The 15,588-nt window shown below is 52.7% G+C and carries 11 protein-coding genes; 3 read left to right on the top strand and 8 right to left on the bottom strand.

Going from position 1 to position 15,588, the window contains the following annotated elements:
- Positions 1-74 precede the first annotated feature (74 nt).
- From ACAW75_RS23230 to ACAW75_RS23250, 5 genes are all read right to left on the bottom strand, one after another.
- The gene (locus ACAW75_RS23230; RefSeq protein WP_370731160.1) at positions 75-2,573 is read right to left on the bottom strand and encodes a glutaminase family protein; all 2,499 of its coding nucleotides are present in this window, start codon (positions 2,571-2,573) and stop codon (positions 75-77) included.
- Positions 2,574-2,648: 75 nt separating this feature from the next.
- Entirely contained in the window at positions 2,649-4,664 is a 2,016-nt protein-coding gene (locus ACAW75_RS23235; RefSeq protein WP_370731161.1) for a beta-L-arabinofuranosidase domain-containing protein, read from the bottom strand.
- A 260-nt stretch (positions 4,665-4,924) separates the two neighbouring features.
- Positions 4,925-6,199, bottom strand: coding sequence for a D-alanyl-D-alanine carboxypeptidase/D-alanyl-D-alanine-endopeptidase (locus tag ACAW75_RS23240; protein WP_370731162.1), 1,275 nt, complete (start codon positions 6,197-6,199; stop codon positions 4,925-4,927).
- A gap of 228 nt (positions 6,200-6,427) precedes the next feature.
- Entirely contained in the window at positions 6,428-6,910 is a 483-nt protein-coding gene (locus ACAW75_RS23245; RefSeq protein WP_370731163.1) for a hypothetical protein, read from the bottom strand.
- A 268-nt stretch (positions 6,911-7,178) separates the two neighbouring features.
- Positions 7,179-8,651, bottom strand: coding sequence for a DUF7477 domain-containing protein (locus tag ACAW75_RS23250; protein WP_370731164.1), 1,473 nt, complete (start codon positions 8,649-8,651; stop codon positions 7,179-7,181).
- A gap of 300 nt (positions 8,652-8,951) precedes the next feature.
- Between ACAW75_RS23250 and ACAW75_RS23255 the strand changes: the two genes are divergently transcribed.
- Positions 8,952-10,703: a DUF885 family protein gene (locus tag ACAW75_RS23255; RefSeq protein ID WP_370731165.1), complete on the top strand. Its 1,752-nt coding sequence runs from the start codon at positions 8,952-8,954 to the stop codon at positions 10,701-10,703.
- 236 nt (positions 10,704-10,939) lie between these two features.
- Positions 10,940-11,671 carry a DoxX family protein gene (locus ACAW75_RS23260; protein ID WP_370731166.1) on the top strand — a complete coding sequence of 244 codons (732 nt, stop codon included), beginning with the start codon at positions 10,940-10,942 and terminating at the stop codon, positions 11,669-11,671.
- 39 nt (positions 11,672-11,710) lie between these two features.
- Here ACAW75_RS23260 and ACAW75_RS23265 read toward each other — a convergent pair whose 3' ends face one another.
- Positions 11,711-12,130: an LIC_13387 family protein gene (locus ACAW75_RS23265; RefSeq protein ID WP_370731167.1), complete on the bottom strand. Its 420-nt coding sequence runs from the start codon at positions 12,128-12,130 to the stop codon at positions 11,711-11,713.
- Positions 12,131-12,277: 147 nt separating this feature from the next.
- Entirely contained in the window at positions 12,278-13,441 is a 1,164-nt protein-coding gene (locus ACAW75_RS23270) for a pyridoxal phosphate-dependent aminotransferase (RefSeq protein WP_370731168.1), read from the bottom strand.
- A 382-nt stretch (positions 13,442-13,823) separates the two neighbouring features.
- Between ACAW75_RS23270 and ACAW75_RS23275 the strand changes: the two genes are divergently transcribed.
- Positions 13,824-14,303, top strand: a complete 480-nt coding sequence (locus tag ACAW75_RS23275) for a GNAT family N-acetyltransferase (protein ID WP_370731169.1) — start codon at positions 13,824-13,826, stop codon at positions 14,301-14,303.
- Between the two features lie 123 nt (positions 14,304-14,426).
- On the opposite strand, the gene ACAW75_RS23280 is transcribed toward ACAW75_RS23275, so the two are convergent.
- Positions 14,427-15,272: a sugar phosphate isomerase/epimerase family protein gene (locus ACAW75_RS23280; protein ID WP_370731170.1), complete on the bottom strand. Its 846-nt coding sequence runs from the start codon at positions 15,270-15,272 to the stop codon at positions 14,427-14,429.
- Positions 15,273-15,588: the final 316 nt, after the last annotated feature.

Raw genomic sequence — 15,588 nt, forward strand, 5'->3', positions numbered from 1 at the left:
GACATACCAACCGACAGTTGAGCTTATGGGCTCCCTGACGCTGTGTTTACCCCGCTCTTTATAGTACGAGCGCCCTATTTCTGCGAAGTGAGTCTGCTCTCCAGCATCTTGATATAATAGCCGCCAATGACGGAACGAGCCTGGAAACCAACCTGTTTGGCGTCGGTGGTTTCGTGCCAGTCCGATAGCGGCACACGCGAGGGCGTTTCGTTGGCATACTTCCAGACGGGCGCCACGAAGGCCCGGAAATCTTTGTCGGACTCAGCCATAGTAGCTGTCCAGATGATCCAGTCCGACTTGGTGTAGGTCTTGCGGCTATCCAACGGAAGACCGTAGGGTTTCTGCTTCGTTAAATAATAGGCAACTTCGCGTTGCCTTACCGTTTTGGGGAAGATGTTCATCGCCAGCAGTTTATCCCAAACCAGGTTGTATTTCTGGCTCCATGTATCGGCATCGTTCTCAAATGTCAGGTCAGAGTGCGGTCTGGCACCAACGGTATGGTCGGCAGCCAGCTTTTGCCAGCTCACAGCCATGTCGCGGGCGATCTTCAGGTACGTTGCCGCCTTTTTGGCGTCACCTAACTTGCCTGCCATCTGCCCATAAGCCGCGATGCCCAGAATGGCCTTGACCGACAGGTTGGCATTGCGGGCCAGATGACCGGCAAAATCATCGGTACAGAGCTGGTTAACAGGATCGAACCCGTCTTTGCGTAGGTAGTCGACCCAGATAGTCAGGGTTTTCCAATGTTGCCGGGCATACTTGGCGTTGCCTTCTGCTTTTGTGATAGCCCCCGCCAGTAACAGCATATTGCCACATTCTTCGACCGGCATATCTTCGCCGTAGGTCTGCCCGTTGGCAATTGGGTACGTCCCTACATCGTGTGCCGCGAATGGTTTTTTCCACCGCCCGCTTTCCGAATACTGAAAGATTGGCTCCATCATACCTTTTAACAGGGTCGGGTTGTAGAGCAGGAACAACGGCGCTGACGGGTATGTGATATCTACCGTGCCGATGGAGCCGTTGGAAAAATTCTCTTTCGAGAAGAACAGCACTTCGCCTTTCGGCCCGGCTACCAGTTTATGGGCGGCAATAGCCTGCCGGTAGGCCAGCGCACAAAGGTCAGCGTATTGTTTGCCACCCGCCTGTTGAGCGTCGCTGTACAATCTGGTATCGAAGGCGGTGCTCTTCCGGCGCAAGCGGGCGTAGTCTTTTTCGGCCGTTTGCAGGAGGGTAGGCATTGTCATTTTTTCGGCACGCCGCCACCACGGACGCAGGCTTTTGCCGAAATACTGCACCGAATACAGATCATCGTAGCCCAGCATGATGTGTTTCTGTACCGGCGACGTACCGACCGGCCCCATCGGGATATCGACTGCCAGCCCGAACCCTCTGGCAGCGCCAAGCGAAGCTTTTCCCGGCGGCACAGTGCCCAGACTAACAAACCGTCTTTTCAGGTCAGCCAGCGAACCGGCCGTTAACTGCGCCTTCATTTGTTGTGGCACGGCCAGATACGCGTACCCCCAGTCGATGCGCACGTTGTCGCCTCTGCGGCCCAGGACGGGTTGCTGCTGTGTCCCGATGTTCAGCCAGTTCAGGCCCGGCGTGCTACCCACATCCACGACTACATCCTGCTCCGCATTATTCGTGGCCAGCGTACCAGCCATCGCCACATAAATCTCTACAGTGTGCGGTTTACCATCGACCGATCTAGCGCTGAAAGTCAGGTACGTTACCGGGCGGGCAACCACATCCAGCTCGTCGAGCAGCAGCGGCGACAGAAAATTGACTGTCAGGGTTATCGGACCAGCTTTGAACGCGTATTCAGTCTGCGTAGCCGATACGTTCACGCCCGTCTGCGTGGCGGGCTTCATGGCGGCAGTCACCACCGGGTTCACAATGCCGACATCGATGAACGAACCACCGTAGGGGCTGGTACAATGAACGGCCAGCACATTTTTGCCCGGCCGCAGTGCTTTTTGTCCCATGGCCGACAGCGGCAGGTAGATGTATTCATTAACGTATTTCGCTTTGGTCTGAATACGGATGCCATTCAGGTAAATCGCCACCTCATCGTCGTGATAAAGCGAAAGCATGAGTTTGCTCGGGTCCGTTTTGCCGTCGTAGATAAACTCTCGCCGGAAATAAATGCCATCCTTGTGCGTGTCGCGGTTTCGCCAAACCGTTTTAGCGTCGGGTGTGTCTCCGAATGGGCCGGGGCCGGTCAGCCAGCCTGTTGTGTCAAAATCCGGTTCATTCCACTTGGAGCCGGGTTGCGTAAATGTGTATCTTGTGGGGTATGCCTTCGACTCTCCGTTGGGTAAAACGGGCTGGTAGACGGTCGGCGTGGCCCCTAGAAACTGATAAGCTTGCCCATCGACCCGCACAAGGCCTTCCAATGACTGCGGTTTGCCGGTCCAGTGGCAGGTGGGCGAGTCTGTAAGTCTGTCCGTCATGCTCCATACGCTGAAATAAGGATCGTGCGTGATGAGCGGGTAGGCGGGTGGCCGCAGCGTTTGGGCATAGCCGTAGTTCGTTAAGAAAACTGCGGACAGCAGTACTGACTTGAGAAACATTTAAACGTTGATCTTATTAAGGATAAATTATAACTAAAAACGGACCATGTGCGCGAATACGTTGAACATCTTTATTTAACGAACCACCGGAAAAGCAACAATGCGCAGCTTGGAACAGCCATAAGGGATCAGCGTCAGGGTTTCCTCGTTATCAGATACCTCACCTTTGTAGAAGCCGTCGCGAGTTGAAACGGGTTGATGCGCCACCCCATCGATGGCTTTCCAGCCTGGAATTTTGCGCCCTTTTGTGGTGATCACAACGGGTGCATTGTCGGCATTCCAGACAAAACCATACGGGTTTTTCAGCGTCACGGTCGTGTTGGCGATCGGGTCCTTTATCAGCGATTGTGGCAGGCCGAAATTCCAGTCCGCCCTGGGTTTCAGCTCAAAATACGTGCCTTCTTCTTTCAGTTCGTGTTTCGATGTGTTTGCTGGTACGTTCAGCGCATAGACCAGTGGGCCGCGTTCAACGGCCCGTGAATTCTTTGCCCAGTTGCTGGTCGTAACGGCCATGGGCAGTTGCAGCGTCAGCACATCGCCGGGTTGCCAGGTACGTTGTAATGTTACGATCTGCCCGCCTTTGTCTTTTCGTAACGGCTTGCCATTGACCAGCAGACTCGCTTCTTTACACCAGCCCGGAATGCGCAGGTCCAGGGGAAAGGCCGTGGCTTTGGGTACGTCGATGGTGAACTGGATCTGGTCGGTGAAGGGGTAGCCCGTTTCTTCGCGGATGATAACGGACGTGCCCCCCGGTAGTCTGGCTGTCAGCGTGTTGGGGGCGTAGACCAGGGCGGCCAGGCCCTTTCCGGTGCTGTACCAGAGGTGCGAACTGAACTTGGTCCAGCCCTGGTGCATGTTCACCGTACAGCAGGTGTAGCCGGCATACGGCCCGAACACGTTGGTCATGCCCCGGTCGAAGGGGAGTGAGAAGTCGAACACGCCGCGGCTCACTTCTACCTGATTCGCCACCTGGAAATACTGCCGGTTGTTGTAATCGTCGGTAGTTTGGGTAGGCATGGCGTTGAAGGTCATGCGTTCGAGTGCATCCATATACGCCGGGTCACCGGTGATGGCCATGGCCTGTTCGAGCGAAAACATGGTTTCGACGATGGAACAGAGCTCGATGCCCTGCGTAGGATCGTTGCCGTGCAGGTCTTCATCGCCCGAAAACATACCGTGGGGCAGGCCGTGGAGCAACATCAGGTCGTTCCAGCCGGTCTTCAGCGTTTGCAGGAGTTTTGGGTCACGGCTCCCCTGATACTGAATGGCGGGCAGTTTTAAACCCATGCCTACGTTTACGGCGTGACGATCCATCCAGGCCGCGCCATTCTGTTGGGCTGCTGCCTGCATCACCCAGTTGCGGCCCCCAAAATACTGGGTCCAGGGGGTGGTCTGCTGGCTGATAAGCTTACCCAGGTCAAGCAAAAAGGTATCGCCGGTCTGGTTGTAGAGCCAGTACACACTCATCAGGTTATCACCTCCCCGGGCCGTCGACCAGGCCGACCATTTGCCAAGCGGGCAGTTCTTCAGGTTGTCGTACTGATAGCGGAAGTACTTCGTCATAAACGGAATAACCCGCTTGTCGCCGGTGGCCTGGTAGTGCTGTTGCAGCACTTTCAGCATCACCATCCGTGGCCACCAGTCTTCGCCCTGATCGCAGGTGGTCATGGTCTTTCCCTCGCGTTCTGTCTTCGTAATCGGCCCGAAATAGCCTGATTTGCGCTGCGAATTGATCGACCAGTCGATGTAGCGTTGCACTTTGTCGAGCAGCGGTTTATCGCCGATCAGGTGTGCCAGTGGAACGGCTCCATCGAGCCAGTAGGGTGTTTCTTCCCAACCATCGCCTTTACCGCCGAGCCAGCCGCTGTCGTTTTTCAGCTTCCAGTAATACTCGTCCAGATGCCCCGTGGTTCCGTCGCGCATGACCTCGAGCTGGGTACGTAACCAGCCCTGCGGCTTAATGGCACCCAGTGGTAACTCAACGTACCTGAGCGGCGCCAGCGGTGCACGGGTCGAAGCGGGAGTGCCCGGTTGCGCACTGAGGGTGCTGGAAAGCAGGAGAGAGAGAATGGCGAAGGAAAAGGCATGCATAAAGAGCAAAGGTTGTGTAATGGGGGCTTTTTGCTGCTATGTGTGAGTTTCGCGCCGCGATCCCCGACTAGGCCGGTTCGACGCGGCGATCCTCGGCAGGCTCAGGGCCTACAGCGCGAAGCTCACCCATAGCAGCAATGCGTTACAGTGCGAAAGTAACCGACCAATCTACCTTACTAGGTACGTCTGATTCCACAAAGACACAACTTTGTCAGATTATACTTTTATCATATTTGCTCAAAGAACGTACCCAGAAAGGATCAGAACTGCTCGTGGATGGTTTTCAACAGATCGCCCGTTCGGCGGCGCATCTCACCCACCGGTTGCGTGAAGTTGTTGTGCATGATGCTGAAATATAACAGCTTACCGCGCTGCGTGAGTATGTATCCACTCAGGTTATACACGCCCGTCATGGACCCTGACTTGGCAAATACATACGGCGTATCGCCCGACTTGATCGTCCGCAACGTACCTGACTGACCGGCGGCGGGCAAGAGCGTAAACAAGCGTTCCTGCGGCACTAGCGCTTTTATCTTCTTAAGCAGCCCGATCAGCACGTTGGGGGTGAATGCATTGTAGCGCGACAAGCCCGACCCATCGACCCACCGAGCGCTATTGACCGGGTTGTGCAAACTATCGGCCACACGGCGTAACTCCAGCGTTGGCGACAGCATGGCGGCGTTGCGTTCGGCCGAGGCCATAAACAGCACCTGCTCGGCAAACTGGTTGTCGCTCACGTGCAGCATCCGTTTATAGAGCGAATCGGTTGGAAAACCGCGCACCAGTCTGGCGTCGGTGGGAACAGGCATTTGCACCATGCCAACGCTCCGGTGAAGTGTGTCGGCCAGCAATTGAGCAGCAAGGGTCGGTGACCATCGAAATGGAACATCCTGACGAATAGCCTTACCGGTGGCGGGTCGCATAAACTGGTTGCTGAACTCGTTCCGGCGCACGCTGTTTCCTGCGCCCGACACCCGAGCACTGTCAGCAAAGCGACGAGGACTAACTGCGTACGACGGTGCTGTGGTGAACCGAGCCACATTGCCAAAAAGTGGGAGTGAAGCTAATTCGGGCGAATAGTCGTCGTTGTAATCGTCCCAGGCCCAGCCTGGGCCAAACCGGGGACCGTTGTAGTTCGACGCGGAGAAAAAGAGTTGCTCGGGTCGTTTTCGCAGAAAAGCCAGCAGCGTGGTATCAGGCAAATCGGGATGCAAGGCCAGTGGATTGCCGGTTCCCCAGAAAATCAGCGAGTCGGCCTGATTGACACCTTTACGGATAACGTACCGGAAAGCGGGCAGCGAGTCGTGCAGGGTGAGCAGACCGGCGTAAAAGCTGAACAGTTTTGTGTTCGACGCCGGCGTGAATGGCTTATCAGCGTTATGCGCGATCACCGTTTTCTGCTTCACCGGATCATAGAGCGCTACCCCCGTAAAATGGTCGGAATAGAGGGCATTTGTCCGTAAATCACGGCTAATCCGCCGGGCGGGCGAACAACCAACAACGACCAGCAGAACCAGCCAAACATAGAATTTCATAGCCAACGTGGATAGCCAGCGATAAGGCACTGACGTAACAAACCCAAAGCTATGCACCAATTCCGGTAATCGAGTAAGCTCGCGGAAGCAGAATTCAGGCACGTTGCTGATGCGTTTTATGGCTCACGTGATTGTGCTGCTTCGCTAGTCGAAGGGCACGACTAGCGAAGCAGCACAATCACGTGAATAACTCACATTAACGCGAAGCACGTCAAAGCTGCACCGCTCTTAAGCCGACACGTTCAGGTGTTGATTGACGGCTGCCAGCAACTCCTCGGGCCTTTGGGTGCCAATTACCAATCGACTGCCATCTGTCTTCTGTACTAAAAGCCCAATGCTCCCTTTCGCGTTGTAGACAGTTCCATACTCGGCCGTGAATCGAATGCCGTAGCCAACGAAACCATAGTTGATGATCTGAACATACTTGACCTCATGCCACTTAACCGACGTGTGCCAGATAGGAAAGTACCTCAGCTGAATCCCTTCGGTAGTTACGTCAGTGGTCAGTGAACAGGCCAGCACAACACCGATTGTTGTCAGGGGAAACAAGGCTATAAACAATAACTCAGTATTGGTAGCGGGTTTGTCGCCGATGGGATGTCCCAAACCAACTTGTGCGACAAGCGCCCAGGCACCCCCCCCAACAAAAACGGCTAATAGCAACAGGAGCCACCATTGGTTCATCCGTTGTACTTCTTTATACGGGCTCATAGCAAGTATAGCAAGTTGGGTACGTTCTACAGGCTTACTCATCCACCCGTTCAGGACGCCAGGTTGAGAAAGCAACGATGTACAGTGCCAGGATAACGCCTACGCCGGGAAGGAAAGCGATCAGGCTCAGCCACGGATTCTGACCCGACTTTTTGACGATTGTCCACAGCGGAAAAACGGGCAGTAAGGAAATAAATAGGCACCATCCAATGGTCGCAAGCCTGTTTCATGACAAACTTATTTGACGATGACTTCAGCATGAATAATTTCACTTAAGTGACTTATTTATCACAATCGCCCAAAGGCCGTTGCCGTAGCTAGCCGACAATGTCGTAAAACCTTCCTTGTCGTATGCAGTGAATTTTTCCATTGGGAATTGACTACCAGTAGCATAGCTTTGCTTGAACGTATTACCGTTTCGGTCTGAGTACTGAGACATGACAAGAAGCCACTTGCCATTTAAATATTTTAGCAGGGTGATATAATAATTCTTCTCCCAATACTTTTTGATGGCAGTCGACGGGAACTCAGTATACCAACTATACGTCTGTTCTGTTATTGGAGCGTAGTTCTTAGGCTTTGTCATTACCACAACCCACTCGCCATCTGGACTGGCAGCCGCATAGGTTATTCGATACCCAGTAGACCATTTTTCCTTAATCTTGTCTTCTGGAAAGTAGGACTGCTTCAGGTAGGTCTGGCTAATAGCGTCATCGCCGTAGTTAGTCATCACCAGATGCCATTGGCCGTTTAGATAATCAATACTGGAAATGATGGTGCCAGGTGTTGCCTTCCAGCTTTCTTTAATGTAGGCTTCCGGAAAACCGGATTGGGCTACGTATCCTTGCCCGTCTCCTTCTAAATCAATCAAAAAGGAATAATAGGTATTGTCGGCGAAGCAGATTGCCCGGCATGCTAAAGCATCATCCCACGAGGCTTTAAAATCTGGTTTGGTGTTACTTAGAATGAGGTAATTGTTGTCGAACTGATCCGTACTTTGTTTATTAACTGACGTTGCTTTAACAGGAGACGCAGCGACTAGTGGCGCTGGTGTTGTCGAAATTGACTTACAATATGCTCCCGCCCCTTTGTCACAGTACTGCCCTAAAAACACGTAATTTTCAGCAAAGTAGTCTCTCAATGAAGAACTACCTGGTTTACGTCTGTAATTTCCCATTACTTCTTTACCAGGTTTAACAACATAAGAATCATCGATGTATTCGTACACTTGCCTTCCACTAAAATAGTGTTTTCGATAGGCTCTTATATATACATTATGATCTGTATTGTTAATATATCCTTCAACTGGAATACTATTAATATTGGTCTTGGTTCGTAGTGTTTCTCCAACTTTAACTCCGTATCCATTTATAAAATTAATAACATCATATTTAACAGATTCCCATTCGATGGTCGGTAATGAAAACTCTTTCCTTACCAAACAATCACATTTTTTGAATTGGGCGTAAACTAAATCTTGATTGGACTTTAACTGGTCCATTGTCAGTTGTCGGTGATAGTCTTGTTCCATCCATTCGTTAAAATAGCCGACTACCGGCAATCCGTCTCTAGTTCTTACACCAAATCCGCTAATACGGCCATTTTTAAATTCACCTTCATAGATTGCATCTCCCCATTGCATTTTGCCCAAACCATTTTGGCAATCGCCTGAAATACATGTTTGTGCAAGACTGTCAAATGCCGGTAGTATCAGAAACGAAAGCAAGAAAATCAATTTCATATTTTTTGAAAATTGTCTGTCATGAACTGATTTCGATAGCATATGATGACAATAAGACGCGCTTGACTTGTAATCATAAGCATTTTCGATTGCTGGTACAAACGCAGACAGAGTGAGGTCGATGAATTGATTAAACGTACCTCATACCGTCAGGTAGTCATCGAATAGCCAGGGTAATAAGTGTCTATCCGTTGCTCAAGGGATGGGTAAAGTGGAAGAAAGGCAGTATGTTGCAGTAGAGGGCCGTATGGCTGCCAAGTTCCGTATTGGGCTGCTTCATCGATCACTTATCACATGCCTATGTCTACTGTTTACAGAACGCTGCTTGTTTATCTGCTGGCTGGTGCTGGCGTTGCGTCAGTATATGCCCAGCCTGTGCCGATTAATGAGTTGTACCGGCAAACCAGCGAGGTGCATCATCTGATGACGCAGTACAACGCCGACCGGGGGAGCCTGAATCGGTTTTACGTCATTGCCAACTCGCCCGAACGGCGCGAACGATTGCAGCGCCACACCACCGAAACGCTGCAACAGCTTCAGAAACTGGATTTCGATCGGCTGCCGGTCGATAGTCAGGTCGATTACCTGCTGTTTCGGCGGAGCCTGGAGGTTGACCTGCGGGAGTTGCAGACCGAAGCGGCCGAAATGGCCAAAACACAGGCATGGTTCCCCTTCGCCGAGCCGATCTACGCGCTCGAAAAAGTCAGGCGGCGGGGCGCGTCGCTAAACGGCGAGGTGGTGGCAGTCGACTTTGCGCGGCTAAGTCGCGAGGTGGCGGAGGCGTTGAAGACCATGCAGACAACCGAGAAAGTTGATCCGGTGCTGGCGCAGCGGGCCGAAGACACGGCCAACGGGCTGAAATCGGCGCTGAAAAGCGTGTTCGAGTTCTACAACGAGTACGACCCACTCTTTACCTGGTGGGTGCCCGAGCCCTACCGTAAACTGGATGCCCAACTGACCGAGTACGCCGCCTTCTTCGGCAAGAAGGCCAAAGCCGCCCAGCCCGCCGTAGATGAGAGCGGCATTGCGGGCACGGCCGTCGGGCGCGATGAACTGGTGCGGCAGCTTGAGTTCGAGATGATCGCCTATACGCCCGAAGAACTGATCGACATTGCCAACCGCGAGTTTGCCTGGTGCGACCGCGAACTGCTGAAAGCCTCGCGCGAGATGGGTTTTGGTGACAACTGGAAAGCAGCGCAGGAGAAAGTAAAGAACAGCACGGTGCCCGTGGGTAAGCAACCCGAGCTGATCCTCCGCCTTTACAACGAATCAGTGGCGTTTTTGAAAGCGAAAGACCTGATCACCATTCCGCCTATTGCCGAAGAAACCTGGCGCATGACCATGATGTCGGCCGAGCGGCAGAAGATGAGCCCGTTCTTTCTGGGTGGCGAAACCATTCTTATTTCGTACCCGACGCCCAGCATGTCGCAGGAAGACAAGCTGATGAGTATGCGGGGCAACAATCCGCATTTTTCGCGGGCCACGGTGCACCACGAACTCATTGCCGGGCACCATTTGCAGGGATTCATGAACAACCGCTACAAAACGTACCGCCGGTTCCGCACGCCGTTCTGGACGGAAGGGTGGTCGCTCTACTGGGAAATGATCCTGTGGGATATGAACTTCCCGCAGTCGCCCGAAGACCGGATCGGGATGCTGTTCTGGCGGATGCACCGTTGCGCCCGCATCATTTTCTCGCTCAACTACCACCTCGGCAAGTGGAAGCCCCAGCAATGCATCGACTTCCTGGTCGACCGCGTTGGGCACGAGCGGGCCAACGCCGAGGGCGAGGTACGTCGGTCGTTTGTGGGTGGGTATGAACCGCTCTATCAACTGGCCTACATGACGGGTGGTTTCCAGTTCTACGCCCTGAAGAGAGAGCTGGTCGACAGTGGTAAGATGACCTACAAGCAGTTCCACGACACCATCATGCAGGAAAACGCCATGCCCGTCGATATGATCCGCGCCATCCTGACCAACCAGAAGCTCTCCCGCAATTACAAACCCACCTGGCGCTTCTACGCGCCGTTAACGGCCGCATCAGCGAAGTAGTGCCGGGTACGTTGGTGGTTGCTTCGCGCTGGTGTGTATTGCTGTCGCATATTGCTTTCGCTTAGTTGCTTCGCATGCGGGCCCTTCGACCGCACGCGAAGCAACTAAGCGGAAGCATAGAATTTACGTCATTGATATGGTCACGGTCGGATCGCTAGGTTGTGCGAAAACTTTTATTAACTTTGCAATGCAAAGTTCTCTGTATTGCAAAAATAATAAGGGTAACTGACCTGCTTATGCACCTATCCGCTAAACTTGATCAACTCCACGCTGAGGTAAAGGGCAACCGATGGCTTCGGTACTTTACTGTATTCAACCGGGTAGCGTTGGCGGCTGGTTTTCTGCCATCGGGATTGGTGAAGATCATGGGTGAGCGGTTTACGTCCCTGTCGGTAAACCACCCGATGGGCAACTACCTGGAGGCCCTGCACCATACCGGGTACTACTACACCTTCATTGGCGTGGTGCAGGTGACGGCCGCTGTTCTGTTGCTTATTCCCAGAACGGCCCTACTGGGTGCGCTGCTTTATTTCCCCGTAATTCTCAACATCTGTATTCTGTCGTTGGCCGTCCGCTTCGATGGCTCTCTTCTGTCTTCTCCCTTGATGGTACTGGCCAATCTGTATCTGCTCTGCTGGCATTACGACAAACTGAAATATATTCTCCCAATTAGGCAGACGGCAACGCCAGAGGGGTTATCTGAAAAAAATGTGGTGAGTACAACATTCCCGATTCGCTTTTTTGGCGGCGTGTTGGCTACCATAGTTATCCTGGTATTGGTTGTGGTCAATATGTACGACATGAAGCCATATAACACGCTGGGCGACTGTCAGACCCATTGTGCTGATAGCAGCAATCCGGTGGCCTGCGAAACGTTCTGCAACTGCATTCACCAGCAAGGTCAACCCCTCAACAACTGCCTGGACGAGTATAACAAGGCTGTGGCGAATCTGGCCAGGAAGCCGTAGCGTTTATCATTGCCGAGACACACCAGAGCTGGTATACAGTCATTTGGTCGCTACGGTCAGGAGGTAGGAAATGGTGAAGCAAACCAGGGTGATCGATAGGCCCGTACAGGGGACAGCGAACCAGTATTGTTTGGCCAACCAGAGGTAGAAGCCGATTGTACCAATGTTGAAAAGAAAGAAGAAATGGTCTGACTGTAAAACGGTGAAATAGCGGAGGGCCAGATAGAAATTGAGCAGGCCAATAAAGAGAACGCCACTGCTATGGCTCCCGTTGAACCCAATCCAGGCCTTCCACATCGTTATATCCTGTGTTAAAAGCGGGGAAGACGTCTTCATGTCCGCCACCAGCTTTTCATTGGCCGACGAAAATTGGTTGGTGAAAAACGTATAGTAAAAGTGGATACTGCCCAATAGCATCATCATAACTGAGCCTGTTTGCCAGAGGTATTTTGCTATCATGGTTGTTGCGTTTAAGTCAACAGGGTGAAGGCTGCCCGGTCAGCGTATCTACTTCTGTTACTGCGGGTAATGGCGATAGCCAACTAAAAACGGGCCGTTCTCAGCGACTACTGAGAACGGCCCGTTCAGTGTAACGTGGTTGACGAACTAACCGACTACTTTCTTGAAGCTATCGACGAACATGCCCATTTCGTCCATCGTGCCGATGCTGACGCGGCAGAAGGGCTGGCCATCGATGTCGCGGGTCTGAATACCGATACCCTGGGCAAACATCTGCTCGCTGAAGGCTTTGCTCTTCATCCGAATCGGGAACAGCATGAAGTTGGCATACGACGGAATAACCTCGTAACCCATCTCAGTCAGCGCCTTTACGGTGAAATCGCGGGCTTTAGCGTTTTCGGCGCGGCAATGGTCCTGCCAGGCCATATCCTGATAGCTGGCGGTGCCGGCCATCAGCGTGGTGATGCTCACATCGTGTTCGGCGCCGATATACTGGTGCATCGACTCCAGCATGGCAGGCTGCGCAATGGCGTAACCGAGGCGCAGACCCGCGAACCCGTGGATCTTCGAGAACGTCCGGGCCTGAATGATGTTCAGTCCTTCGGCAACCAGTTTTCCGAGCATAGGCCGATCGGCGGGTGTCAGGAAATCGATGTAGGCCTCGTCGATGAAGACGGGCACTTTCGGGGCCACTGCGCGGCAGAACGTTTCCAGTTCAGCGGGCGACAGGATTGTGCCGGTTGGGTTGTTCGGATTGACGATGTACACCAGTTTCACGTCGGGCGTGATGGCGGCCTGAATAGCGGGCAGATCGAACTTATAGTCTTTAGTGAGCGGAAGGGACTTTACGGTAGCACCAAACAGGGTCGACTTTTTCAGCAGGTCTTCATACGTAGGCCGACAGGTCAGGATGGTGCCCCCGCCTTTGGCGAAGTGCTCGGCCGCTGCCAGCAGCATATCCGACGAGCCGGGCGACATCAGGATGTGCTCGGGCTTTACACCTTCCTTATCGGCGATCAGTTTCTTCAACGGACCGAACTCCGACCAGGCGTAGCGGTTGCCTGAACTGGCCGAGTCAATGATGGCTTTTTTCGCGCTTGGCGCAATCCCCAGCGGGTTTTCGTTGGCCAGCAGCCGGGCACGTAGTTTGGCCGTGCTGGGTGGCACCGCCATGTGCTCTTTCGTAAAGGCTTCGGCCGTTACGGCGGGCGCAACGGGAGCGGCTGCCTGCGACGCATGCCAGCGGCTCAGGCCGAGGCTGGCGGTGAAGAGACTGCTGGCCTTGAGCCAGTTGCGGCGTGATAAGCTCATTGACTTAGTTTGTTAGGTTGTAGAAGTAGAACTGGTATGATGTCTCGATCCTTTTTATGGAATACTATCGGGTTTGACCAAATTTTCAAACTATAATTTTTATTTCAAACACTTACTGCAAATATTGTTTTGCTTAATTGATATAGTACAAAATACTATTTGATTGAATCAATTCTGTGTCCATCTATCTGGCGAACGGATAAAGGTGAGGCGGATAATAAGTTCGCTACCAGACAACTACCTGCCAGAAGAAAGCATTTAGGGGGCTGATTGATTGAGTGGGGAAAGTGGCACAGGACGGCCGGGAAAGGAGAGTGATTGCGTATGTATGGAGAAATTTCCTATTTGCGCGCTTACCTCACAGGAATGACCTCATCCACGTATGCCATCTATCACGATTATCCCCTTTTCACCCCAGTATCAGGCCGCATTTAAGCAGATCAACGTTGAGTGGATCAGCGAGGCGTTTACGGTTGAACCGCATGACCTGGAGCAGTTAGACCATCCCGAGGTTCATATTCTGCCGAATGGCGGCGAAATCCTGCTGGCCAAGCAGGGCGATACGATCATTGGTACGGTCGCGATGGTCCGCACTGGCCCCGATGAGTTCGAGTTGGCCAAGATGGGCATGAAGAAAGAGGCCCGTGGCCTGGGTATTGGTCGCCTCTTGTGCGAGGCCGCCGTTGACTACGCCCGGAAGATGGGGGCGAAACGCGTCTGGCTGGAATCGAACAAGAAAGCGGAGGTAGCGGTAAAGCTCTACGAAAGTATCGGCTTTGTGCATATCCCACTTCGCGGAGACAGCCTGTACACCCGCGCCAATGTGCACATGGAGTTGCTGCTAGACACGGTGACGCCCTAGGGGGCAATTGTGAAGCAACTTTCCGTAAAAAGCAATAAATTATCTCTCAGGGAGATACAGTATAAAAAGTGCCCGGAACTGTCTAAGTCAGGCGATTCCGGGCAGTTGTATGAATGTGATCGTTTATAAACTTTTCAGGTACGTTAAACTTTGCGGAACCTGCTGCTCAGCGGCTTTACTTTCATCTTCGATATACAGATGATCGATCGCTGACTTGTTCACGGCTTTGAGCACAGCCGGCCAGTCGATTTGACCCCTGCCCAACACCACTGATTGCTCATTGGCCATACTGCCCTTGGCGCTCTTGGCTACGCCTTTCTCAACATCTTTTAAGTGAATAAGCCGGAACCGCTTGGGGTATTTAGCGAGCAAAGCGGCCGGGTCCTGACCGGGCAGATACGTCCAGGTAACATCCATCTCGTAGCCAACGTACCTGGAATCCGTATGCATGACCAGGTAATCGAACAGAGTGCCATTTTCATAGGGAACAAACTCGAAGCCGTGGTTATGGTAACAAAACATAATGCCCTTATCGTGTGCCTGTTTCCCGAATCGATTGAATACCTCCGCGGCCTTTTGCATCATCTCGAGCGTGGCGTCTGTTCGGTGTGGTATAGAGCCAATACGGACGTAAGTAACGCCCAGTGCTTTCGCATTTTGCAGAATGGAATCCGGCTTGTTGGCAATGGCATCGTAACTCACGCCGTAGCTGCTACAGGAGAGTCCGCGCTGATCGAGCAGGGCCCGCAGTTCGGGAGCGGTTTTTCCGAACAGGCTCGAAAACTCAATGTCGGTGATACCCCAGGCTTTCACTTTATCCAGCGTACCGGGAACATCCTTCGAAAAACTGTCACGGAGGGTATATGACACGATTCCCGGCGTTTTTCGCACGAGTTTACCAAACGGTTGCGCCTGGCTGGTCAGGCTGCCCACCACCAATAAGAGCAAAAACGGGATTGTGCGTTTCATGTGGCTATAAACAAAGTGCATACGATCAGGCAGATAGCCTGTATTAGTCCTGTAATCGGGATGCTACTGTGGGTTGATACGTCAGAAGGAACATAGCGTAAAGTTTCTACTTCACAAACCCAGTCTGGTATGTATGCACCAATCAATGTTGGTTTAGAAGCTGTTTGAGTTAGCAAAATCGTCGCGTAGCCGCACCGGCGGACCGGACCTAATGGTTGTAGTCAATAATTTTCTCCATAATGATTTCCGTCGCGTAGCCGCACCGGCGGACCGGACCCAGCAAAACGCTAGATTGTTAGGTCCGGTCCGCCGGTGC

Source organism: Fibrella arboris (assembly GCF_041321095.1).
GTDB lineage: Bacteria > Bacteroidota > Bacteroidia > Cytophagales > Spirosomataceae > Fibrella > Fibrella arboris.